General features: G+C 65.1%; 17 protein-coding genes. 6 read left to right on the top strand and 11 right to left on the bottom strand.

Annotation, left to right across the window (positions count from 1 at the left end; translation table 11 throughout):
- The first annotated feature begins 110 nt into the window (after positions 1-110).
- The 4 genes from VT84_RS03050 to VT84_RS03035 all read left to right on the top strand — a co-directional run bounded on the left by VT84_RS03050 (position 111) and on the right by VT84_RS03035 (position 6767).
- Entirely contained in the window at positions 111-2213 is a 2103-nt protein-coding gene (locus VT84_RS03050; protein ID WP_082838457.1) for a hypothetical protein, read from the top strand.
- Positions 2214-2383: 170 nt separating this feature from the next.
- Positions 2384-3070, top strand: a complete 687-nt coding sequence (locus VT84_RS03045; protein ID WP_082838456.1) for a hypothetical protein — start codon at positions 2384-2386, stop codon at positions 3068-3070.
- Between the two features lie 35 nt (positions 3071-3105).
- Positions 3106-4809 carry a hypothetical protein gene (locus tag VT84_RS03040; RefSeq protein ID WP_157469135.1) on the top strand — a complete coding sequence of 568 codons (1704 nt, stop codon included), beginning with the start codon at positions 3106-3108 and terminating at the stop codon, positions 4807-4809.
- A 134-nt stretch (positions 4810-4943) separates the two neighbouring features.
- The gene (locus tag VT84_RS03035; RefSeq protein ID WP_082838454.1) at positions 4944-6767 is read left to right on the top strand and encodes an ArnT family glycosyltransferase; all 1824 of its coding nucleotides are present in this window, start codon (positions 4944-4946) and stop codon (positions 6765-6767) included.
- 96 nt (positions 6768-6863) lie between these two features.
- Here the strand turns inward: VT84_RS03035 and VT84_RS03030 are convergent, their stop codons facing one another.
- The gene (locus VT84_RS03030) at positions 6864-8156 is read right to left on the bottom strand and encodes a glucose-1-phosphate adenylyltransferase (protein ID WP_082838453.1); all 1293 of its coding nucleotides are present in this window, start codon (positions 8154-8156) and stop codon (positions 6864-6866) included.
- A gap of 321 nt (positions 8157-8477) precedes the next feature.
- Between VT84_RS03030 and VT84_RS03025 the strand changes: the two genes are divergently transcribed.
- Entirely contained in the window at positions 8478-9500 is a 1023-nt protein-coding gene (locus VT84_RS03025) for a tetratricopeptide repeat protein (protein WP_082838452.1), read from the top strand.
- Positions 9501-9508: 8 nt separating this feature from the next.
- Here VT84_RS03025 and VT84_RS40440 read toward each other — a convergent pair whose 3' ends face one another.
- The 9 genes from VT84_RS40440 to VT84_RS02980 all read right to left on the bottom strand — a co-directional run bounded on the left by VT84_RS40440 (position 9509) and on the right by VT84_RS02980 (position 19406).
- Positions 9509-10246, bottom strand: a complete 738-nt coding sequence (locus tag VT84_RS40440; protein ID WP_239465653.1) for a hypothetical protein — start codon at positions 10244-10246, stop codon at positions 9509-9511.
- Positions 10247-10267: 21 nt separating this feature from the next.
- Complete coding sequence (locus VT84_RS03015; RefSeq protein WP_052553538.1) at positions 10268-10732, bottom strand: Uma2 family endonuclease; 465 nt, start codon at positions 10730-10732, stop codon at positions 10268-10270.
- 595 nt (positions 10733-11327) lie between these two features.
- The gene (locus VT84_RS03010; protein ID WP_162271569.1) at positions 11328-13562 is read right to left on the bottom strand and encodes a PAS domain S-box protein; all 2235 of its coding nucleotides are present in this window, start codon (positions 13560-13562) and stop codon (positions 11328-11330) included.
- Between the two features lie 48 nt (positions 13563-13610).
- On the bottom strand, positions 13611-13916 hold the full coding sequence (locus tag VT84_RS03005; RefSeq protein ID WP_157469133.1) for a hypothetical protein: 306 nt from the start codon (positions 13914-13916) through the stop codon (positions 13611-13613).
- Positions 13917-13951: 35 nt separating this feature from the next.
- Entirely contained in the window at positions 13952-14494 is a 543-nt protein-coding gene (locus VT84_RS03000) for a hypothetical protein (protein ID WP_052553543.1), read from the bottom strand.
- A gap of 221 nt (positions 14495-14715) precedes the next feature.
- Positions 14716-16824, bottom strand: coding sequence for a protein kinase domain-containing protein (locus VT84_RS02995; protein ID WP_082838449.1), 2109 nt, complete (start codon positions 16822-16824; stop codon positions 14716-14718).
- On the bottom strand, positions 16821-17390 hold the full coding sequence (locus VT84_RS02990; RefSeq protein WP_052553550.1) for an RNA polymerase sigma factor: 570 nt from the start codon (positions 17388-17390) through the stop codon (positions 16821-16823). Before VT84_RS02990 ends, VT84_RS02995 begins: the two co-directional genes overlap by 4 nt.
- Positions 17391-17736: 346 nt before the next feature.
- Positions 17737-18666, bottom strand: a complete 930-nt coding sequence (locus VT84_RS02985) for a reverse transcriptase domain-containing protein (RefSeq protein WP_082838448.1) — start codon at positions 18664-18666, stop codon at positions 17737-17739.
- A gap of 2 nt (positions 18667-18668) precedes the next feature.
- Positions 18669-19406 carry a slipin family protein gene (locus VT84_RS02980; RefSeq protein ID WP_082838447.1) on the bottom strand — a complete coding sequence of 246 codons (738 nt, stop codon included), beginning with the start codon at positions 19404-19406 and terminating at the stop codon, positions 18669-18671.
- A 526-nt stretch (positions 19407-19932) separates the two neighbouring features.
- Between VT84_RS02980 and VT84_RS02975 the strand changes: the two genes are divergently transcribed.
- The gene (locus VT84_RS02975) at positions 19933-22164 is read left to right on the top strand and encodes a tetratricopeptide repeat protein (RefSeq protein WP_082838446.1); all 2232 of its coding nucleotides are present in this window, start codon (positions 19933-19935) and stop codon (positions 22162-22164) included.
- A 222-nt stretch (positions 22165-22386) separates the two neighbouring features.
- Here VT84_RS02975 and VT84_RS02970 read toward each other — a convergent pair whose 3' ends face one another.
- Complete coding sequence (locus VT84_RS02970; protein ID WP_157469131.1) at positions 22387-23418, bottom strand: IS630 family transposase; 1032 nt, start codon at positions 23416-23418, stop codon at positions 22387-22389.
- Positions 23419-23497 lie beyond the last annotated feature (79 nt).

Raw genomic sequence — 23497 nt, 5'->3', positions numbered from 1 at the left:
GACGCGCTCACCGTCCGGACCCGTTTCGAGCGGGTCAGCCCAGCGTACACCGTCGCGCCGCGGGGGACCGCGGCCCTTTGCCGACCGCACACCCGAACAGGGTTTAAGCTATGAAGACCGAAAGCCCCGCGAAGAAGCACCATTTTTGGATACTCCTCGGCCTCGTTCCCCTGCTCACGCTGATCGGCGTGCTCATGGTGAGTTCCAAGGTCGGGGGCACGATCGACGCGCGCCAGGCCGATATTGACAAAGCGAATAAAGACATCGACTCTAAAAAGAACGCAAAGTCGAACGAGTTACTCGCCAAGTTGGACAAGAGTCTGGCCGTCGTGGAAAAAAAGCAGACCGATTTGCACAAGGAAAATTGGGAGCGCCAGAAGGCCCTCTTCACGTGGCCCCGCACGACCAACTCCCCGGTGTTTAAGGCGCTCGAAGACAAGGGGCTGAAATTCGGCGACCCGATCCCGGACCTCACGGCGGTCCACGGCGAGTTCCAACAGGCCGACAGATACCTGTACGAATACTCATCAATCCGTCGGGATGGAAGCGGCACCGGCACCGGTATGGCCGACCTCATGGCCCCGACCCAGTTCAAGGACGGGTGGCAGCGGGTGCTCCGCTACGTCGACAACTTCGGCCAAGTGATCGTAAACAAGGACCAGGTCTGGTTGATCCTCGAAGACATGTGGGTCCAGCGGTCACTCCTGAGTGGGCTCCGCACGGTCAACACGGACCTCGCGACCTTCGAGCGGGTCCGGTACGAGCGGGACGGCAAGGTGATCGACGATCCCACGAAGGGGTCGACGGTCCAGAACAAGACGAAGCGCCTGTTCCGGAGTCGCAACTGGGAGGTGACCCTGGAGATCGTACCCGAGGGCAACACGTACCAGATCACCGGCACCCTCACGAACATTTCCGATCGCTTACAGATCATGGGCGCCAACGGCCGGATGACGCTCAACGTGTGGCTCTCGACGGCCCCGAACGCCCAACCGCTGACGTTCCCGATCATGCAGGAGTTACTGCCCGGGAGGGGGGCGATGAAACCCCTTAAAGACAAAGACGGAAAGACCGTGCAGATGGTGCCCGCGAACGTGCTCCCCATTCACCCGCTCCCGAGCCACACGCTCCCCACGGGGACCGAATTGGAGAAGCTGGAAATCGCGCGCGTCGAGCAGGTGTTCGATATCCGGACCGTGCCGCTCAAGCGGATCGAGGCCCTCGTTATGGGCCAACTCGACAGCCGCAACGCCGCCCAGCCGACCCTGGTGCCCCCACGCACGCCCCCGTTCAGCAAGGAGTTCGTGGGCGACCCGGCAGCCGAAAGTTCGACCGACGGATCGAGTGGCGGGCCGGGGGCGGCATACGGGGGGGGCAAAGGCTCCCCGCTTCCCGGCGGATCGGCGGGCGGCCCCCCGATGCCGGGAAGTGCCGAAGGCCCGGGGGGGGCTCCGGGCGGGCCTCTCGGTGGACCGGGCGGGCTCTTCGGTGGCGCAGGGGTTACCGGACAACGATTCGGCGGCGGGACACTCACAGCGGTAGTCGACGGGAACAAGAAGCGGTACATCGCCGCCACCGAGCAGGTGCGCCGGATGCCGGTCGGTCTCGTGGTCATCGTCGACCAGTCGTACATCCAGGACGTGTTGCTCGCGCTGTCGAACTCGCCCTTGCGCTTCCAGATCACCCAGGTCACGTGGAACCGCTTCCGCGGGTCGCTCGACGGGCTCAGTAGCTCCAGCTTGGCCACCGGCCCCGGGGGTGGCATCGACTCGGGGTACGGTCGGGAAGGGAAGCTCAATTTCGGCGGCGGAGACCCCGACGAGCGCGGGGGGCGGTTCCCGGGCAGCGGGTCGAGCATGGGGGGGCCGCCGCGCCCCGGTCCCGGCGGTATCGGCCCGATCCCGGGCTCCTCGAGTGGCATGCCCGGTCCCGGTGGTTACCCCGGGGGGTACCCGGGAAGCGGGTCCCCGGGCGGCAGTTCGTCAGTCTCGTCCGAGTCCCAAGTGACCTCGGGACTCGTCGAATTGAGCGTGTACGGGATCGTCTCGCTCTACGAAAAGTACGAGGCGCCGAAGCCGGCGGACGGTGCCGCCGCCACGACGACTACACCGACCAACGCGCCGGAACCGGCGGCCCCCGCGCCGAACACCCCGGCCCCCGCGCCGAACACGACTACGCCTCCGAAGATGCGCCGCCGGTACGCTCGAGTTTGATCTCCGGTCCTGAATCGGGGCGGTTCGGACCGATCGAACCGCCCCTCGCGACCGTGAACGAGTCCGGGCGCGTAACGGCCCTTAACCAAATACCAACACCGCGAGCCGTGAACCGTTTCTTCTGGTAGCGGCGGACGGCCCCAACGAAGACCCGAACCGAGGGACGTACAGTGGCAAAAGCCAAAGCCAAATTCGACGCAAAGGACTTCCTACTTCGCAAGGGGGAGATCCTGGTGATGGGGGTAGCCGGTGTGTGTTTGGTTGCGCTGCTCTTCTGGGGCGTGACCAAATGGGCCAGCGCCGAAGATCCGGCCACAATCGCTCGCACCCTCGCGCAGAAGTCCGAACAGGTCAAAACGAATATCGCCACGGGCAAGCCGAGTCCAGAAGACCTGAAAGCCATTCAGCCGGCCGAGTTCATCATCAAGCCCCAAGACAATACGCCGGCCCGGACCACCGACTTCCCGGTCAGCGGTCCGATCTTCGACCCGACCGCGCAGCCGAGCACCAAGCGAGACAACCCGCTCGTACTCAACGTGGGGGACTTCCAGATCGACCTCGTGAGCGGCGCAATGCCCGGTTACGACATCATCTACGACGGCGACGATCCGATGATCGCGGTTCTCACCAACGTGGTCAAAGGTGATCTCGATAGGGAAAAGATGAAAGCGGCCCTCGCCACGCTCCGGGCCACTACCCGGCGCGGCCAGGAAAACCTGAACAAGATCAAAAGCTCGCTGCCCAAAAACAATCAACCCCCGGGCGGCCCGGGGTTCCCTCCAGGCGGTCCCGGGTTCCCCCCGGTGGTCCGGGCGCCCCCACGATGCCGGGGGGCGGTAAGGCCGGCGGCAGCATGAGTGGCCCATACGGAATGCCAGGGTCCGGGTACAACATGAATGCCCGGCGCATGGACGAGGGTAAGGTCATCAAATACGTCTCGCTCAAAGATATTGATGCCGCCATTGAGAAGGGGAATCACCCCGCGCTCACCGTGATCCCGGTCCGTATGGTCACCATCCACGCGGTTGTTCCGTACAAGGCCCAACTCGAAGAAATCCGTAAGGCGCTGCGCCTTACGAGCGATGCGGAGGCCCGCGCGTGGGGGCCGTTCTACGACGGGTTCGAGATCCAGCGCCGCGAATCGCGAATACTCGCCAACGGGAAAGAGGAAGTGATCCAGGAGTGGGTCGAGCTCCCGAAAGACGTGACGAGCACCGAGGGGAACTACAAGTTCGAGGAGAAGTACATCGACATGATCGACACCCGTAAAGTCGCGGATCACATCGACGAAGGGTACTTCCCGTACTTCCTCAAGCCCGACATGATGCTCTCGATGCCGCTGCCGATGTTGGCCAAAGATCTCAACGCCAAGTACCCGGAGATCACGCTCAAGCCGATTCTCGACAACATCAAGAAACTCGAAGAGAAGAACACCCAGAAGATCGGCGCCTCGGAATTCGCTCTCAAGGTCTCTGGTAAGAAATCACGGGACAGCATTTACGGAACGAAGATCAACGCCGCCGCTGGTTTCGGTTACGAGCGCGAGAACTTCGGGGGCGGGCCGCGGCTCCAACCCCCGGGCGGTGGTAAGCCCGGGGCGCCCGGCCCGATGGGGGGGCCGCTTCCCGGTCCGGGGGGGGCGAAGCCGGGGTCGGGGGTCGGCTCCAAAGCGCGGTTGCCGGACGGGTACGATCCATACGGGAGCAGTGAAGCATCGGACGACGTCGAGAACTACCTGCTCCGGTTCGTGGACTGCGACGTGAAGCCCGGTCACACGTATGCGTACCGGATTCGCCTGCGCATGATTAACCCGAACTACGGTCAGGACGCCAAGGCCGTGATCAATCCGGAGTTCGTCAAGGAGAAGTACAAGACGCTCTACAGCAAGTGGATGTACCTGCCGACGTCGATCCCCGTGCCGAACGAGTCGTTCCTCTACGCTTACGACACGAAGACGTACCGTGACCAAACCGCTGCGGCCTACGAGGGGCAGCGCGAGTTGCTGAACCGGATGCAGCTCAAGGACAACCAGGCTGTCGTACAACTGTCCAGTTGGATGGAGCAGGTACGGGCCGACACCGGTAGCAAGCACGAACCGGTCGGGTCGTGGGTGGTTACCGAGATCCCGGTCGGGCGCGGCGAGTACATCGGGCGCAAGCAGTACATCAAACTCCCGCTGTGGTCCTCGGAGAGCCACCAGTACCAGTTCCGTGAAGTGGCCGATAAGGTCATCCCGCCGAAAAACGGGAAGGAGCAACCGCAACCCAAGGGGTGGCTCGTGGACTTCTCCACCAAGTCGATTCTGGTGGACTTCGAGGGCGGGCGGATTAAGGGCCGGTCCCCGGTAGCCTTCGACGAAAAGGGAAACGTGGTTGCGCGGACCCGGACGTTTGAAGAAGAGGTCGCGACCGAAATGCTCATCGTCCGCCAGGACGGTAAGCTCGTGGTGCGCAGCAGCCAGGTGGACGAGGGCGACGAAAAGCGCAAGGACATTGCGGCGAAGTGGTCCGACTGGCTGAAGGCCGTTGAAGCCCACAAGGGCGCGGCCGGTACCCCCGGCGCCCCGGGCGAGTTCAACCCGTTCGACAAGAAGTAAGCGTTTGATCCGAAACGCGCGCACCGCCGGGGACATTTCCCGGCGGTGTTCTTTTTTGCCCCCTGCCACCGTTCCGGATTGGCCTCCCGCGATCGGCCCGATCGGGCTACTATCCCGCCCTGGGAGGAGAACCGATGTCCGGGCGATACCGAGATTACGCCGTTCTTGTGGCCGTGGCCGCAGCGCTGACGCTGCCGAACCTCGGCGCGACGAGCTTGTGGGACGTGGACGAGGGGGTGAACGCCGAAGCCGCCCGCGAGATGCGCGAGAACGACACGTGGGTGATCCCGACGTTCAACTACCAGCTGCGCACCGCGAAACCGGTGATGCTGTACTGGCTCCAGCGCGCCAGCTACTCCGTGTTCGGCGTGAGCGAGTGGTCCGCGCGGCTGCCGTCGGTTCTGGCGGTGTGGCTCACCGCGCTGCTCGTGTACGAGCTGGCGCGCCGGATGTTCGACCGGGCCACGGGGGTGCTCGCGGGGATCGTGCTGGTTTCCGCACTGGAAGTCTGCGTCCTCGCGCACGCCGCCACACCCGACGCGACACTGCTCCTGTTCACCGTTCTCACCTACTACCTGTTCTGGACGCGACACGAAGGCGACTCGCGCCGGTGGTGGACCGCGACGGCCGCCGCGTGCGGGCTGGCGGTGCTCACGAAGGGGCCGGTCGGGGTCGCGCTGCCGGGACTGGTGATTCTTCTCTACTTCGCGTGGAACCGCGAACTCGGCCGGTTGCTGGACCGCAAGTTCTTTTGGGCCGCACTGGTATTCTTACTCGTCGCCGGGCCGTGGTACGGACTCGTCACGGCCGAAACGCGGGGGGCGTGGGCACAGGCGTTCTTCGGGCGCGAGAACCTTCAGCGCTTCGCGACCCCGATGGAGAACCACCGCGGGCCGTTCTTCTACCACGCGGCCGCACTGCTGGTGCTGTTCGCTCCGTGGAGCGTGTTCCTGCTCGGCGTCCTGTGGTACAGCGTAAAGGCGGCTAGACCTACCCCCCCGTCCCCCCTCGCTTCTTGTGAGAGGGAACCCCCTGCGGGTTCCCCCTGCAACCCCCTCCTGACAGGGAAGGGGGAGTTGGCGCGTGAGCCCGCTGGGTTTGAAACTGCGTCAGTCGACAGTTCATTCTCCCCCTTCCCTTCAGGGAGGGGGGACGGGGGAGTAGGTTGTCTTGCTTCCCATCGCCCCTTCCGCTTTTTGATCTGCTGGTTCGCGGCGTACCTCGTGTTCTTCTCGGCCGCGGCGACCAAGTTGCCGAACTACGTGCTACCGGTGTACCCGGCGCTCGCGATCCTCACGGCCCGGTTCCTGACGCGCTGGCAGACCGGCGAACTCACCCTTCCCAAGTGGCTGATGCCGTTGGCGGTTGGAGCGCTCGTGTTCACGGCGATTGTGGTCGGCGGTGGGATGCTCGTTGCGGGAGACGCGGTGAAGGTGCTCCCGGCGGGGGGGCGGGTGTTTCCCGGCCTGGGACCGTGGGCCGTCGTCGGGCTGGTTCCCCTGATTGCCGCGGGCGCGATGGCGTGGGCGCTGCGGGCAAACGATCGTGCGCGGTTCGTGCGTGTGATGGCCTTCGGTGCGATCGCATTCACCGGACTGACCGCCGCGTTTCCGGCGCAGAAGGTAGACGTTTACAAGGCACCGCGCGAGTTGGTGCGGGCAAGCGGCGTCGATGACCCCACTCGCGAGATGCGCCTCGCGCACATCGACTGGTTCCAACCGAGTGTGGTGTTCTACGCGCACCGCGAAGTGGCCGATTTGAAGTCGGTGGAACAGGCCGCGGAGTTCCTCGCGGTACCGACGCCGGGGTACCTGTTCGTTCCCGTGAAGACGTGGGAGCAGTTCGTGGAGCCGAAGGTCGCGGTGCCCACACGGATCGTTGCCCGGCGCTACGACTTCTACCGGAATAGCGAGATCATCGTTGTCACCAATGAGGTGACTGTGACCGCGGGTCGGTGAGATGTCGAGCCCCGAGTCATAAGGTCGAAAGTCGTAAAGTCATCAACGCCTTTGGCTTTACGACTTTCGACCTCACGACGAGGGACTACTGAGAGATCAGATCACCGCCCCTTCGGGAATGACCGCGCCGCGTGGGACGCAGATGATGCCGTCGCGAATGTGGTACGACCCGTTCGGGCCGTCCGCTTCGAGCTTGTTCTCCCGGTTGCAGAGCCGCGCACCGCGCCCGATGCGGCAGTCCTTGTCGAGAATGGCGCTCTCGATCACCACGTTGTCACCGATGTTCAGGTCCGGGCGCCCGACCTTGCGGTTCGCCGCGCGCTGGGCGTCGGTCTCGAACTTGTCCGACCCAATAATGATCGTGTCGCGGATCGTGCAGCCCGTCCCGATGCGGCTCCGGACCCCGATCAGGCTCCGCTCGATGCGCGAGTCCGCGCCGATCACGCACCCGTCGGCCACCACGCTCTGTTCCAGCGTGGCCCCGTTGATCCGGCTGGCCGGAAGGTTCCGCATGCGGGTGTAGATGACACCGTCGGCCGAGAAGAAGTCGAACGGCGGGGTCGAGCTGGCGAGCGCCAGACTCGCTTCGTGGTAGCTCTTGATGGTGCCGAGGTCTTCCCAGTACCCGTCGAACAGGTGCGCGCTGATGTTCTTGGTCTTGTAGTTCCGCGGGAACACTTCTTTGCCGAAGTCGGTCGCGAGCGGCTTGGCGGTCAACAGTTCGAGGAGCACGCTCGTCTTGAACAGGTAAATGCCCATGTTCGCGAGATAGTGGCGGCCCCGGCACTCGATCCCGCGCCGCTCGATCCAGTCGGCCGAGGTGTAGTACGGCTGCCGCTCCTCGGGCGTTTTGGGCTTCTCCACGAACCCCGTCACGCGGCTCTGCGCGTCCATGCTGAGGAGGCCGAACCCGGCCGTGTCCTTTTCCGGCACGGGGATCGCGGCGATCGTGATGTCGGCCCGGGTAGAGCGGTGCGTCTCGAACAGGTGGCGGAAGTCCATGCGGTAGAGTTGGTCGCCGGAGAGGATCAGCACCTCGTCCGGGTCTTCGCGCTCGATGTACGAGATGTTCTGCCGCACCGCGTCGGCGGTTCCTTGGTACCAGTCGGCACTCTCGTTCGTCTGCTGGGCGGCCAGAACCTCGACGAACCCCTTGCTGAACATGTCGAACTTGTACGTATTGGCGATGTGCCGGTGCAAGCTGACGCTGAGGAACTGCGTGAGGACGTAGATACTGTGGAGCTCGCTGTTAATGCAGTTGGAGATCGGGATATCGATGAGCCGGTACTTGCCCGCGACCGGGACCGCGGGTTTGGAGCGGGCTTTTGTGAGCGGGAACAGCCGGGTGCCGCGGCCCCCGCCCAGAATGAGCGCCAGGACGGATCGCATGGAAGAGCCTCGAAACGGGCCTAAAACGAGACGGGCCGGGGCGAACTGGAGAGCCGGCCGCATGTCAGGATGCTAACAGGGTGCCAGCGCACGGGAAAGCTGCCAGACTTAAGAAACATTGACGAAATGGCGGCAGCACCAACACAACCCGGACAACGCGGGAATCGCGAAGTGACGCGGGCCAGGCGCCGGGAGCAGAGAACAGAGAACGCTGCGACCCAACGAAACCTCGTGCCGCTCGTTTCAACCTACGGTTGCGGTGGTGGCAGTTGTAACGGATAATTGCCCCGTCGATCCACCAGAACGCGACGGAGGCGAGCCATGATGCGGTTCTTCGTTGTCGCTTGCGCGGTGTTGGGGCTGTCCGAACTGGCACCGGTTCGAGCGCAGTTCGTGGTCGGGTCAATGCCCGGCCCGGGTTACGGCTTCGGCGGCGGGTACTCGTATCGGGGCGGGTTCGGGTTCTCGTTCGGCGGACCGCACGTTCGCGTGAGCGGCTTCGGCGGCGGATTCGTGTCGCGTGCAGTATTTTACCCGCCACTCGCCCCAGTTGTGCCTCTCGGTCCCGTCGGGTTCAGTGGCCCGGCGTACTGGAACAGGTGGGGCTACGCGCCACCGATAATAATCGTCGCCCCGCCACCCATTATCGTCGGCGGGAACTTCGACGCACCCGATCCGGACGCGGCAGCCAATAACGTCCCTCCGCCGCGCAACGACGCGGTCGTGTTTCCGCGCGGGGCGAAAGAAACCGACTTCATCGTGATCTCGCCCAAAAAGGGAACCACGGTTCCCGAAGTCACCCGCGTCGCTCCTCCCCCGTTGCCACCGCCGCCAATGGGCGCGTTCGACCCGTTCAAGCCGGTCACGAAAGTGGCCGCGGAGTACCCCGAAGCGGACCCGAAAAAGGAAGCGGCCCGGCTCGTGAAACTCGCGCGGACGGCATTCGCTCTGGGCGACTACGGGCGCGCTGCGGAACACTTCGAGCGCGCGATCACGGCGGACCCGGCTGACGCACGGGCGTACTTCCTGCAAGCCCAGGCGCGATTCGCGACCGGCCAGTTCGCAGAAGCCGTGGCCCGAATTCGCGACGGGCTGGCGCGCGACGCGAAGTGGCCGACCGCCGCGTTCGACCCGGCGGAAATGTACGACGGGCGCGCGGACCGCTTCACGACGCACCTCGCTGCGTTGAAGAAAGCGGTCGCGGACAATCCCGGTCAGGCGGCGCTCGAGTTTCTGCTCGGTTACGAATTGTGGTTCAGCGGGGAAAAGGCGGAAGCGGAGAAGTTGTTCCGCGCGGCCGAGAAGCGCCTCGCCGCACCGGGACCGATTTCGCTGTTCAAGTGAGTGCGGCCTCAGTCTTTGCCCAGCACGAGATCCAAGACCCAACAGCCGCGAGTGTGCCGCCCTTCGCCCCGACAGTGGGCGAGGACGTGTTCGTCATCGCAGCCGGCGTCTTGAAGCGCGTCCGCGAGGATCGGCATCGCACTGAAATCGCGCGACTCGTACATCTGCGCCGCGAGCGCCACCGCCGTTGCGGTCTGCCAGTCGCGATAGAATAGCGGGGGGCGGAACGGGTTGCCCGTAACCTCGCGCACGACCGCGACCGCACTCGCGTGCTGTTCCGCGTCCGCGGCTTCCAGCGCCGTCGAGGGGAACGGCATCGTTTGAACGACCCCGGCCCGGACCTGGGCCGCGGCCCAGATCACGCGCCGGCCAACGTCTTCAATTGGAAGTGGGGTCGTGGCGGCGTATGCGAGCGCCCAGGCGAACTCGGATCGAACCGACTCGCGCAGCGCGCCCCCGTTTTCGCCCCTATCATCGATCCGACGAACGTAAGTATCGTAAGCTTGTTGGGCGATTTCGCGGCACACCTTCCGGGCGCGTTCGACTTCGGCGGTCGGAACCCGTCCGTCGGCGAACTGCTCGACCACATCGAGTGATTTGATTAAATCGGGGTCATCAAAGAGGTCGAGTGCCGAGCGGCAGAACCCGGCCGCCAACAAGCGCTGGCGGCGCGCGGAGAGGCGATCGAGCGCGAACCGCACGTGGGCGGTGAGGTCGGTCCCGGTCAGCCACTCGTCTTCGCTCATAGTGCCGACCGGGGAAGAACGTTACGGCAACAGGTCGATCAGTTGCACGAGGTGCAGTTCGGCCATGAGCGGCGCGACCAGCGCGTTCGGCGAGCAGACCCGTGTCTGTTTGTAGGAGAACCCGTGCGGCGCGTCCGGGTCCGGTTGGGGAACGCGGAAGATCGTGAGCTTGCGGGCCACCACATCGAGCACCCAGTAGTCGGTTACCCCCGCGGCCGCGTTCCGACCCGCTTGGTCCGCGATGTCGTAAGCGGTATCGGCGTCCTCGAACTCGACCACGAGAATCGGGTCGCGTTCGGCATCGGTCTTCGGGTGGGCACGAACCACCGCGATGTCGGGCGTGTGATCCTCGGGCGCGCCCGCTTTCGTCTCGCGCCCGAGGACGGTGTACAGGTCGGGCGAGAAAACGTTACGGAGCCAGTTTTCGGTCAGGAGTTGTGACTTGGTTGCGAGCGAGCGGTGCGCGGGCAAAACGGTCGCGGACATGATCGGCCCTCCTGTGAGGTTCCCGCCCGGTGCGAGGGGACTTGAAGGCCCGCACCACCCGTTGCAAGGAACCGGACCGACGGACCGCAATAAAGCAAATGCGGACGCGCGCCGATTCGACGGGATTCGGACGAGAGCGGCACCCCGTGCGGGATACCGGTGTAGTAAACGACTCACGGCTTGAAGAGACCGCGAACCGCTTCGGGAGAAGAACACTAGCGGGGGATTTTAACAGGAACCGGCCGGCACCGCACGAGCAGAAATGCAGAAACGGTCGAACACGCAAGCAAGTGCAATAGATCACACAGCTTGTGTCGACAAGAAAATGTTAAAAACGGCCCAAACCGGACCGAGATTTCGGTTTGTTGCAGAGCACCCAAACACGCGGACGCGCCCGCTTGTAATGAAAGACGCGAGGGCCACAAAAAGTTAACGACTTTACAGCATGGGTCGTGCCGAGGATCGGTGCTACCGCCGCTGCGAGGATGGTTTTGACAGGACTCACAGGAGCACGATCAAAATCGCGTCGGAGCTTCGTTTTTAGCCACACGAGCGAAGTGCGGGCCAGTTCGTTCACCGGCCCTTCGTATTGAACTCAAGCCGTGCTGCCGAGAACGGTCCGCACCTTGTGCGCCAGGGAAAGTGGAGTGAACGGTTTCTGGAGCGTCGCGCCCGCTCCGATCGCGTTGCGCCGGGCCGCCGGGTCGTCCGCGGGGCCGGCGACGTACAGCACCTTGATAGCGGGGTGCCGGCCGCGCAGGACGTCGGCCAGCGCGGGGCCGCTCATTTCTTGTAGCCCCACGTCCGTTATCAGGAGCTCGATCGGTCCGGCGTGTTCCTGCGCGATCCTCAGTGCGTCCGCTCCGCCCGCGGCCTCGAGTACCCGGTACCCCTGTCCGTCCAGAACGAGTCGGGCGAGTTCCCGCGTCTCGCTCTCGTTCTCCACGAGCAGAACCGCCCCCGTCGGGCGCGACACGAGTCGAACGGAACCCGTTACGGGCGCCACGGCCGGGAGCAGGATTTTGAACGCGGTCCCGACGCCCAACTCGCTCTCCACGCCCACCCACCCGCCGCACTGGTTGACGACCTCGTGAACGACCGAGAGCCCCAACCCGGTCCCCTTGCCGACTTCCTTGGTGGTGAAGAACGGCTCGAACGCTCGGGCCTTGACCTCGTCCGTCATTCCCGCGCCGGTATCGGACACCGTCAACTGCACGTACTCGCCCGGCGCGAGATCGGGGCGGGCGCCGCGGTCCTCGTCGCGCACCCGGACGCAGCGCGTCTCGATGGCCAGTTGCCCGCCCCGGGGCATCGCGTCTTTCGCGTTGATGGCCAGGTTCAGGATCAGTTGCTCCACCTGGGCCGGGTCCGCCTTCACGCTGCTCGGGTGGCCGGCCAAATTGGTGCTCACTTCCACGCCCGGTCCGACGAGGTGGCGCAGGACTTGGGTGGAATGGAGCACCGCTTCGTTCAGATCGAGGAACTTCGGCGCGACGGCCGCCCGGCGGCTGGACGCCAGGAGCTGCCGCGTCAGGTTCGCGGCGCGCTGGCACGCGGACGCGGCCCCCTGTGCGAGCTGATAGGTGGCGTCGGTGCTCGGTATCCGGTCGGCGAGCATTTCGGCGTACCCGTTGATGACCGTCAACAGGTTGTTGAGGTCGTGCGCGAGGCCGCCGACGCGCTGTTCCGCCGACTCCGCTTTTGGGGAAGGGGGAACCGGTTCGCCGACGTCTTTTCGCTCCGCCTCGATAACCACGACGGCGACCCGCGCCGGCCCTCCGGCGCCCGTCTGTGCGATGACGCTGACCCGCGCCCGGAGCGCCGAGCCGTCCTTCCGCCGGTACCGCCGGTCGGCCTCGTAGGAGCGCACCCGCTCCGCCGCGACCTCACCGTACTGGGCCAAGATCCCGGCGCGGTCCTCGGGAAAAAACACCTCGGTTCCGGGCATCTCGTTCAGTTCCGGCAGCGAATAGCCGATCATGTGACAGAACGCATCGTTGGCCCAAAGGACGCGGGCGTCGGCGGCCACTTCGACCATTCCCACCGCGGCCGCCGAGAAGAACGCGCGGGACCGCGCGGCACTGAGCCGGGCCTCTTCTTCGATCAGTTTTTGAGCGGTGACGTCCTGGACCTGGTTCAGGTACACGGGGGCGCGCCCGCCTGGCCCGCGCACGAGCGAAACACTTGTCAGCCCCCAAACGACGTGCCCGTTACGGTGCCGGTAGCGCGTCTCCGTTTGGATCTGCTGGCGCCCGCCCGCGAGCAGGATTTTGCCCGTCGTGAGGGTCTCGTGGAGGTCGTCCGGGTGGATCAGTTCGGCCGCCGGCATCCCGACCATATCGGACGGGAAATACCCGAACGTCCGGGCGAACGCGGCGTTCACCCGGACGAAGCGGTTCTCGGTGTCGGTGAGTGCGGTGGGAACCCCGGCGTGCTCGAACACGCCCCGGAACAGTTCTTCACCGCCGTGTAATGCGGGTTCCGCACTCGCGCGGACCGAGACGTCGGTAACCACCGCGAACACGAACCGCCCGTCGAGCCGGACCGGGCCGCGGTTCACGCGCACCGGGAACTCGGTCCCGTCCTTTCGGCGCCCGAGAAGGGGGGGCGGACCCTTGGGACCGAAATCGGCGCGGTCCTCGATCTGGGACCACTCGGGAACGAGAACCTCGGCCGGCCGACCCAGTAGTTCGGCGCGCGCGTACCCGAACTGCCGTTCGGTGCGCGCGTTCACGAACGCGATCCCGCCCGCCTCGTCCGCAATGACAATTGGGTCGGAGGTGGCGTCGAGCAATCGGCAGAACTCGTCCGGAACAGTGTTGGGCGTCATGGTGGGCGTCATAATAAGTCCGACGCGGGTCTCGGCCTCTCTCGTGCACTATGCGTCGTCGAGTGTGTCGTCCGGCGCGCCGAGCGGGGCGCCCAGGGCACGCACCAGGTCTTCGGTCAGAACCTGCACGGTCGGCTCCGCCTGCCAATCTTCGCGCGCGGCGCGCCGGCGGAGCCAGCCGACGAGCGCGCTCGGCCCGCGCTCGGTGCGCACGGCCCGCCTCACCATCGGGAGGAGAAGGGCCGCGAGTTTCTCGGGCGGGAGCTGACTCCCGCCCAGGGTCCGCTCCGCCCACCGGCGGAGCACGACCCCGTCGCCCGGGCGGGCCACTAGTGTTGAACCAGCCGGTTCCACGGTCACCTCCGATTTTGAGCCAACGGGCCGAACACTTACGCCGGGCGGATGCCGTACATGGCCAAGTTCGAGGCCAACCCGTTCGCGACCGTCTGTGCGGTCGCGAGCCCGTTATCGCTCCCGTCCCTCTTCATCAGATAGGTCTTGTCGAAGTGGCCGTTGGTGTCGGTTGTTGTGCTCTTGTCCTGAAGGGTGTTGGGCTCCCCACCGAACGAGATGGTGAGTCCCCCGGGGGCGGTACTGACGACGTCACCCGTGAACCGCCACACGCCCCCCATAACCTCAACGCCCCGGAAATTGACGATACACGGGACAACGTTTGCGGTCGGAGCCGGCGCGGGAATCAGTTGTGTTTCGCCCCCGTCGAGTGCAACAACCGTCGGGTCGTCGGACCGGGGGACGCTGGGAAGCGCGATCAGGTCCGGCGTATCAACCGGGACCGGCGCGGGGGATAGACCGAGGTTGTTGTCGAGTACGGGGCTGAACAAAGACGACGGCGACAACCGCGCGTCGAGAGCCTCCAACGTCAACCGGACCCGGGTGCCCCCCCCAACGGGCGCTTGGCGCAAACTCCGCATGACCTGATCCCGATGAGCGCTAGGAGGCGAGTGGTACTTGCCACTCGGTACCGCTGAGGGCGGGACACTCAGGGAGTTGCGATTCGGTTGCGGTACTGGACATGAATTTCGGCAAACGGCCCCTCGTCCCAATAGTTTGTTGGGGCGAATTGACTGAATGCGATCGATCGTGATACGGGCAAAAGGGTTACGTCCGGCGCCTGTGTGAACTGGCGTTGAGCTTACTCAGGAAGTGGGAGCACCAATCGCAGATTTTTGGTAGGTGCGGCAACGGGATTGGGGGAAGTAGCCAGCACGTCCTCGTAAGCGGGGTGCCCCTTAAGTACTCGCAATATCGGATTCCGCCGGGTCGCCTTGGGGTCTCTACCACGAGAAATGGCTTTTCGTACCTCCTCAATCGCGGTGCCGTGTACCGCGGGGCCGCCTTTTCCGTCAACTGCGAGAAGGTGAATCTGCGCGGCGACGATCCAAGTGTCTGGGAGGTCCAGAAGATCCGAAGCGCCTGAAATCACCTGATCGATGTCCGTAACCGCTTCGGGTGATATGGCCGCTCTCCTGCCGGTATTCGCCAGATCAAGGTACATCTGAAGATAAACTTCGGCGCGAGTGAGTCGGACCGCGAGCAGATTCGGATCGCGCTTGAGCGCGGCGTCGCAGTCGGCCTTCGCTCGTTCTAGCCTACCCGTTTGTAAATGATTGTAAGACCGGTTCGCGTACACCGGGGCCTCGCAGTAACCCAACTGGGTCGCCTTATCCGCGGCATCAATCGCACCACTAGGAACCTGTAGTGCAGACATGCAGTGGGACCAGTAACCGTAGGCCCGCCCGTCATTTTCCGTCTGAGCGATCTTCCCGAAGCCCGCCGCTGCCAAGTCGTATTTCTCTTCCCGATACCACTCCATTGCTTGTTCAAAGGGACTAAGTGACCGAGGAGGCGCGACAACACCAGATGGGCTCGCAGGAGCGACTAACGGCCGAAGTAATGCGCAGCTCAAAACCAGCGCCAAGCCCCCCGCACCGACGAGAACAGGAACAAGGAACCGGCGACGCGGGGGAGCGCTGGCCCGCGTGAATAGCTCGACCAATTCGGCCGCCGTCGGGCGCGCCTGCGGGTCAAAAGCCAAACAGCGTTCGATCGCGGTACGGACCGCGCGCTGCGCCCGCGGGTTGAGGGCGGCCAGGTTCGGGCGCCCCGTTCGCTGTGCGTCGAGCAAAACCGCGGCCGCTTGTTCGCGCCCGAGTTTGGTGGGAAGGTCATCCGGATCACGGAACGGGTGCCGCCCGGTCAACAACTCGAAGAGGAGCACCCCGCACGCGAACACGTCGCCGGGGCGCCCGTCCGGGAGTTGGTCCGCGTGCCCGCCGCTCATCAGCGCGAGCTGTTCTGGGGCCATGTACGGGAGCGTGCCTACCAGCCGCCACGGATCGGCGGTGTGGGACGCGAGGTTGAAGTCCAACAGGTACGGGAATCCGTTCGGGCCGAGCAACACGTTCGACGGCTTGAGGTCGCGGTGCGCAATGCCTCGGTCGTGGAGGTACGCGACCCCGGCGAACATCCCGGCCGCAACGGTCGCGATTGCCTTTTCGTAGGTCGTTCCCGAATTAAGCGAGAACGCGGGGCAGGAGAAAAACGGTAGATCGTCTGGTTGCCGACCGCACGCGGCGGCTTCGAGCAGAACCTCGGCCCCCCGCGGCCCGGTCCGGTTCCCGTGCCACGCGGTTGATAGCACGTCTTCCAGCGTCGCCGTCCCAACGAACGGCATGGCAACGACGTTCCACTCGTCCAGCAAATGGGAGGACAGTACCGGGGTGAGGTGCGGGTGGGACAGCGGCCCGAGCGTAGCGGCTTCTTGACTACTGGCCACCGAAACTTTCAGAGCGACCGGTCGCCCCCCGGCCGTCGTCTCAGCGGCCAGGTAGACGCGCGCGAAGCTCCCGCGCCCCAGTTCGCGGAGCACGTAGAAGGGGCCTACATCGCTCCCGATCTCGGGCCAGTGCTTGGGAGCACCGCCGTCGAGCATGTCGGGGTGATCGTCGAGGAGCCGGTGGATCGCGAGGAGCCGGCGCAACGACGCGCGAATCGCGGGGAAACGGTCACAAAACGCGCTGTCGTCGACGGTTTTACCCGCCCCTTCACGGGTGCAGAACTCCTCATACGCGAGGTCCATCGCGACCGCACGGTCCGCGGCGAGGTCCGGATTGTCCTCCAGCGCGGCCGCGGCATCGGGGCACCCCGTGACCAGCCACGCCTCCTTGATCCCCTCGGCCCGATCAGCTCGGAACCGGGCGGATTCGGCGACGACGAGCGACGCTTGAGCGGGTCGCGTCATGGGGGCGTCCCGGGTGAGGTGCCGCGCGAGAGGAGCCGCCGGACGAGGCGCTGAACGGTCTTTTCGGACAGTTGGAACATGGCGGCGGTGTCGGCGTGGGTGTGTCCGTCGCGCAACATCTGGAGCATCTGCCGCTCGCGGTCCGAGAGGCCCGCCGTCAACCGCTCCCACTCGTCGTCGGCGAGGACCGTTTCGCTGGGGGTCGGACCGCGGCCGGTCGGGTCACTGACCTGGGACACCGGGACGTCGCGGTTGAGCCCGACCTTCTGCGTCGTCTGGTGCCGATATTCCTCGGTCACCTTGTGCCGGGCCATCTGAGACAGGTACGCGACGAGCCCGCCCTCGTCCCGGAGGTCTTCTCGGTCGATCGCGGCCCGGAAGAAGGACAGCCACACGTCCTGGGCGAAGTCCTGGGAATCGAACCGCATTCGCATGCCCGCTGCCAGTCGACGCCGAACGGCCGTCCGGACGTGCGGCAGGTACCGGCGCACCAGTTCCGCGGTGGCAGCGGGGTCGCGCCGCCGACACGCTTCCAATAGCGACAGCAGGTCGTCGTTTCCGGACATGTGGAAGGTGTGATGCGGGGTGAAGAGCGAGCTTTATATAGTTTGGTGATCTCGCTCGCAAACGCAAGCGCGTTTGGATGGATCTCCGGAAGCCAAACTAGATCATAATTTCTGTAAACGCTACCCCTCTCACGTCCCGCGCCGATACGCTCACAGCAGAACCGCGTCGCAGGCACCTCGCAGCGTTGAAGTTACGCTTCACGCGCCCGTTCAATCAATACTTTCGCTCGACTGTTGAACACAGCGGAGCCTTCGTTAAGGAAAATCGCGCGGGAAAACTTCCCCGCGGCCGATTATCAGTTCATCCGCAACAGGAATTCCGGGTAAACACCAACGCCGCTCGGGTTTACCCACGGCGAGGCGGGCGCGTGGCGACCATCGCTGCGTACCCGCGGTAACCTTTCAATCGCTCGGTGTCGGCCGGGGTCGCGCGGCGCGCCAGCGCCCGCATTATTTGCCGAATGCGTTCCGGCAAGCGCACGCCCCCAGAACGGGTCAGAACCGCCCCTGTCACCTCCGGCTCGTCACCCCGGCGATGCATGTGCCACCCCTTCTTCGGGTGCAACTCGTAACCGAATTCGTGGAGTATTGCACGCACCCCGCGCTCGAAGTCCGAGGGCGGGTCGAACCCCGCGGGCCAACTGAACGCCAGGTCGTCGCAGTATCGTGTGTATCGCGCGCACGCGGCCGTCGCACGTCGGGTCAGTTTCGCGTCCATTTCGGTGTTGAGGAAATTACTCAGTCCCGGGCTAGTGGGCGCCCCTTGCGGAAGTCCACCACAATCGGTCGTAAGCAGCGTCAACAGCCGGGCCGTCTCGCTATCGACGCGCTCGCGCCACCACATCTCGACACGATCGGCCCGCGTACTCGGGAAGAAGTCCCGAATGTCCGCGGTGATTACGATTTCCGCGCCGGCGTGTGCCCACACATGGTCCGCGGTGGACTTGCCCCTCTGGTACGCGACCGCCGCGGGGTGCGGTTGCTCGGTCGCGAAATACCGAGCGACGATCTCGCACTGGAGGCGCTTGAGACGCGGGTCCGGCTCGGCAATCGCGCGCCGGCCGCCGTCGCGTTTCGGTTTGTGGAATCGCCGGTAGCGGAAGTGTGGGTGAAGCGCGTCGGCCGCGATGATGTTGCGCAGCATCTCTGTCGGAAGGCCGAGGCGGGCGAGCCGCTCCGCCCAATCTGCCTCACAGGAAACGGAAGCCCGATCACCCGTTCGCCCCGAGCGCCCGCCCGTGAGCGTTCGCCAAAACGGGGTGAAGATCGGCCACATGGTTACCCCTCGTTTCGGTCGCGGCGCGGAGCGAACAGATCGGCCAGGTTGGGCAGCACGACCACGTTACCGCCCTTACCGGCCAGAGCCAGCAGCGCGTCGAGTTCCTGCATCCGGGCGACTTCGGGGTTCTCGGCCAGGAGCTTCGCCGTGTTCGCTCGCGCCCGCGCTGCGGCCACTTCGTGCCGCGCCTTGACGAGATCCGCGCGCCCGGTTCGGTCGGCTTCCACCTCCAGCATCAGCACGCGCTGGACCTCACGGGGGAGAATCACGTCCCGCAGCCCCACGCGACTCAGCTCGACGCCGTAGCGCCGGGCCGGTTCCGCCGCCAAGCGGAGCAACTCGGTTCCGATTTCCGCGCGCCCCTCCAACAACTGATCGATGGTCCGAGCGGCGACGACGTCGCGCAGTGCCAGTTGGAGTTCCTGGTGCAGTTGTTCGGAGTAATTCTCAACCGCGTGCAGCGCCAGCGCCGGATCGGTGACGCGGTATTGCGCCACCAACGTGACTCGCACTTCAATGCGATCCGCCGTGAGAAGCCCCTGCCCCGGAACGACGTGGCTCGTCTCCCGGAGTGAGACTTTGGCGACCTCCACGCGCTCCGACCGCCCGAACTGATAGCGCCCCGGTTCGAGCGTGCGTTCGAGGCGCCCGTCCCGGTAGAGCAGGCCGCGCTCGAACTCGAACACCGTGATCTCTTTGCGGAACCCGAACGTGGTCCGCTTCATCGGGGCCATCATGTGTTCGATTCCGTGTTTTTTAGCCGAGCCGGACCGACGGTCGCGTGAGCACGTACTGCGAGGGGACACGGGTTGACGCCGCGGACTCCGAACCGCGTGGCGGCTGGATATCGGCGGCGGGTATCCCCCGTGGCGCAAGCCCGGTTTCCGTGTCGCCCGAAGGCAAAAGCGACCGAACGATCCGGCTCGGAACGCTCCCCGGCCGCATCAAGCGGTCGGGGAGAACAAGTGGCCAATGCGCGGAACACACGACCCGCATTCGGGGTGCGCCGCTTCCACCACGCTCACTTTAGATGCCCCTTCGAGACGGGACAACGGAATGTGTTCGTGAAAGCGCGCCGCTCACCGAGGTTCTCGCGATCCCTATTGTTCCCCGATTTGACCGGTTTCGCCAGGGGCTCGTTTGCGGCTCCTTCATCGCACGGGTTTCGCGACCGAAGCGCTCGGTGTTCGCGTTGGCACGCGGACCGATCGCGGCTATTATCCAGCGACTTGCGGGCGCGTTCCCTACGCAGCGAGAATCGCTATGGTCGCGAGCTTGTTTGTCGGTGCCGTGCTGTGTGTATCGGCCGAACCCGCTGCGCCGGGGATGACCGAGGCCCACCGCGACGCGCTCGCGCGATTCGGCGCGGGCATCTGGAACCTGCGCCGCGAGCGCCTGCTGACCGCCGCCAAACAACTCGAAGCCGCCGCCAAACAAGACCCGGACGCGGTCGAACCGCTCCGGGAACTCGCCAAACTCTACGCTCAACTCGGGCGCGACCCGGAAGCCATTAAACTCGCGCGCAAGATCATCGACAAAGACCCGGACGACTACGATACCGCCCTCCTCCTGGGGCGCGTACTCTCCAACGTGGGCGAAACCGAAGGCGCACTGATCGCGGTCAAGCTCGCGTGCCAGAGCAAAGCCCTCACCGAGCGCCCGGAGAAAGCGGTCCGTGCCTTCCGCGATCTCGCCGCGCTCAGTGAGAAGGCTCAGGAGCTCCCCACGGCCGAAGCCGCGCTCCGCAAAGCAGTGGGCCTCGTCACCGAGGGGCGCGCGGCGGTCGTCGCGCTGGCCGCGTTCACGCCGAAGGAGGCCGATTCCGAGGCCGCTGACTGCCTCGAACAACTGGGGCATCTGCTCGTGAAGCGCCGAAAGTTCGCTTCGGCGGTCGAGGCATACACCGACGCGGCCAAGCTCTTCGCGGACCCCAAGAAGGCCGACGACGCGCTCAGCGCCGCGCGGCTGAACTGGAACCTCTCGGGCGCGCTCCAGGCCCAGGGTGACGCCACGACCGCACTCAAGCACCTCGAAGATTTCCTTAAGCTGCGGCCCCAAGCGCCGGAACCGTACCAGCGGTTCGCGAAACTGCTCCGTGCCGCCAATCGTAGCGACGACGTCGTTCCGCAACTGCGAAAATTGGCCGAGCGCGACGAAAAGAACCGCTCGCTCGTCGCGGTCCTCGCGGCGGAAATGGCGAGCGACCCGGCTTCGCGGCGCGAGGCGGACGAACTGTTCAAGGCGCTGACGGGTCTCACGGCCGATCCGAAAGTGATCGCCGTCATGGTGCGCGCGCACCTCGACACGCGCCGGCCGGGAGAGATCATTGCGGACCTCGATCGCTCGTTCGTGCTCCTCGAAGAGAAGAAGAAAGACAAGCCCGAGGCGCCCGTCACGGCCGAAGCGAAGGCGTTCGCGGCGGAGAAGGCGCGAGCCATCGCCGATGCGTTCCAAAACGACGCGGCCGGCGTTTCCGCGCTGCTGCGTGCTGCCGCCGAGGAACTCCGCGCCGGCACCAAGCGGAACCACGGCACGTACTACTTCCTGGGCACACTCGCGAGCCGGCACCATCGACTCGACCTCGCCGCCGCACAATACCGTCAGGCCGCGCTCCGCGCCCCGAAGGAGTCGCAGGTCGATGCGTACTCGGCGCTCATTGAGGTGCTGTGGTTCGCGGGGAAGCCGGGCGAAGTAGAAACCGTGTGCCGCGACGGATTGGACTCGCCGGGCATCCAGATCGCGCCCGTGTTCTTCAACTACCATCTCGCCCGCGCCCTGGCCGAGCAAGGTAAAGCGAGCGCGGCCATCGCCACCGCGGACAAAGCGATTCTGCAAGCCGCCGACACGGATCGCCTCGCGGTGCGGTTGGGGAAGCACCGGGTACTGCGCATTCTCGGCCAGTGGAACGACGCCATCGACTACGGTAAAAAACTCACCGAAGAATTCGATTCACCGAGCGATCGGCCGAAAGTGCGGTACGCACAATCGGGGGCCTATTGGGGCGCGAAGAAATCGACTGAGGCCGAAGCACTCTTGCGAGCGATCCTCGACGACGACGCGGACGACGCGACCGCGTGCAACGATTTGGGCTACCACCTGGCGGAACAAGGGCGCAACCTTGATGAAGCCGAGCGCCTCGTCCGACATGCGATCGAACTGGACCGCATCGAGCGCCGGAAGTCCGGCAGCGTCGAATCGGATAGCGCCGCGTACCGCGACAGTTTGGGTTGGGTTCTTTTCCGCCAGGGCAAGTTCGTGGACGCGCGGGCCGAACTGGAAAAGGCACTCACTCTCTTCGGTGGAGACACGGACGCGACTGTCTGGGATCACCTGGGCGACGTCCTGTTCCGGTTAGACGAGAAGCCGAAAGCCAAGGGCGCCTGGGAGAAGGCCAAAGAACTGTACGAAGCGGACCTCCGACCCTCGGCACGCGGAAGGCAAGACGGGCGGCTTGATGAAGTGAAGCGGAAGCTGGCCCGCATTCCACGGGAGTGACGAAACCCGTCTCAAGCAGATCGCGAAAAAACGAGCACCTTTATGACTCGGCGCACGCAACAATTCGTGCCGAATCGTGTGGAACGGTCAATTCTTCCCGTAGCCGGTTTCTGCCGACGAATTTCAATCCCGTGAACGAATGCGCGGAGGTTGCGGGCGGTCTTCTCGTAGCGGGTGACAACACAGCGATATTACCGGTTCCCGCGTGGGGAACGTTCCCAATCAAGCAGTGAGTGTTAAGCCGGGTAGTCGCGTTTCTTCGATGAACGCTCTCAACAGGTCCGGTCGATGTTTTACGGTGATCAGCTCCTCGACCACATGATCCCAGAGCTCCTGCTTGTCGTTGGCCGCTAGGTTTGCCAATCGACCGTACTTGGTCCAACCCCAGACGCCCTCGTCCGGGTTCAACTCCGGGACGTAGCCGGGGAAGTCCTCCACCACCACGCCCGGGTGCTCCGCCAGCCACGCCTGGACCGCCTTCGATTTCGAGTGGATCGGGTTTCGGTCCCAAATCACCGTCAGCGGACCCAACCGCCGGTGCAACGTCTTCAGGAACGCGACCATGTCCTCGCCGTGAACGTTGTGGTCGAGCAACTCGAAGTACAGGCCCGGGCGCCCGACCACCGGGCGGAGTGTGATGCAACTGATGGCCGACCACTTGTCCCGCCGGTCCCAGGCGCTCAACACCGGCGTCTTCCCCCGTGGGGCCAGCGTGCGCCGGACGGTCGGGGTCAGGAAGAACCCGGACTCGTCGAGGAACACGTAGTACGCCTTGCGCCCGAACGTTTCCCGGACGATCCGGGGGAACTCGTCGGCGACCCATCGGGCCACCTCCTTGTCGTTGCGCTCGCGGGCCTTGCGCCGGGGCTTCTGACTGGTCCACCCGAGGCGCCGCTTGAGGATCTTGCGCACGTGCTCGGGGTGATACTCGATCCGGAAGTGGTGCTCGATCAGCCGTGCGACCCGCGCGGCGGTCCACAACTCGTTGTGCCATCCGTTGGCCTTGGCTCCCCGGACTAGTAAGGCCTCCAACGTCCGGAGGTCGTCGTCGCTCAGTCCGGGTGCCGGTCCGGATTGGGGCTTGGCAGCCAAGCCACCCGGCTCCCGCGCGGCGCGCACCCACCGGGAAATAGTCTTGATGTGAACGCCCAGCACCTGGGCGACGGTCTTTCGGGATTGACCGTCGGCTACGGCTTGCACGGCCCGCTTACGGCGGCGTTCCAGTTCCTCAGCGGTTCCAATTGGTCGGCTCATATACGGTTAGAGGCACAGAGCAAGCGGAGGGTGCGTTACCAAAGCTGGAGCCGGTAGTTGGCCTTCGACCAGAACCGCT

Source organism: Gemmata sp. SH-PL17, from assembly GCF_001610855.1.
Taxonomy (GTDB): Bacteria; Planctomycetota; Planctomycetia; order Gemmatales; family Gemmataceae; genus Gemmata; species Gemmata massiliana.
This window is presented reverse-complemented; position numbering and strand designations above follow the sequence as displayed.

Excerpts from the sequence above, each read along its gene's own strand:
- VT84_RS02995 (WP_082838449.1), bottom strand. The coding sequence starts at position 16,824 with ATGACGCGACCCGCTCAAGCGTCGCTCGTCGTCGCCGAATCCGCCCGG.
- VT84_RS03025 (WP_082838452.1), top strand. The coding sequence starts at position 8,478 with ATGATGCGGTTCTTCGTTGTCGCTTGCGCGGTGTTGGGGCTGTCCGAA.
- VT84_RS02990 (WP_052553550.1), bottom strand. The coding sequence starts at position 17,390 with ATGTCCGGAAACGACGACCTGCTGTCGCTATTGGAAGCGTGTCGGCGG.
- VT84_RS03015 (WP_052553538.1), bottom strand. The coding sequence starts at position 10,732 with ATGTCCGCGACCGTTTTGCCCGCGCACCGCTCGCTCGCAACCAAGTCA.
- VT84_RS03010 (WP_162271569.1), bottom strand. The coding sequence starts at position 13,562 with ATGACGCCCAACACTGTTCCGGACGAGTTCTGCCGATTGCTCGACGCC.
- VT84_RS03035 (WP_082838454.1), top strand. The coding sequence starts at position 4,944 with ATGTCCGGGCGATACCGAGATTACGCCGTTCTTGTGGCCGTGGCCGCA.
- VT84_RS03000 (WP_052553543.1), bottom strand. The coding sequence starts at position 14,494 with ATGCGGAGTTTGCGCCAAGCGCCCGTTGGGGGGGGCACCCGGGTCCGG.
- VT84_RS40440 (WP_239465653.1), bottom strand. The coding sequence starts at position 10,246 with ATGAGCGAAGACGAGTGGCTGACCGGGACCGACCTCACCGCCCACGTG.
- VT84_RS02975 (WP_082838446.1), top strand. The coding sequence starts at position 19,933 with ATGGTCGCGAGCTTGTTTGTCGGTGCCGTGCTGTGTGTATCGGCCGAA.
- VT84_RS03040 (WP_157469135.1), top strand. The coding sequence starts at position 3,106 with ATGAATGCCCGGCGCATGGACGAGGGTAAGGTCATCAAATACGTCTCG.
- VT84_RS02980 (WP_082838447.1), bottom strand. The coding sequence starts at position 19,406 with ATGATGGCCCCGATGAAGCGGACCACGTTCGGGTTCCGCAAAGAGATC.
- VT84_RS02985 (WP_082838448.1), bottom strand. The coding sequence starts at position 18,666 with ATGTGGCCGATCTTCACCCCGTTTTGGCGAACGCTCACGGGCGGGCGC.
- VT84_RS02970 (WP_157469131.1), bottom strand. The coding sequence starts at position 23,418 with ATGAGCCGACCAATTGGAACCGCTGAGGAACTGGAACGCCGCCGTAAG.
- VT84_RS03030 (WP_082838453.1), bottom strand. The coding sequence starts at position 8,156 with ATGCGATCCGTCCTGGCGCTCATTCTGGGCGGGGGCCGCGGCACCCGG.
- VT84_RS03050 (WP_082838457.1), top strand. The coding sequence starts at position 111 with ATGAAGACCGAAAGCCCCGCGAAGAAGCACCATTTTTGGATACTCCTC.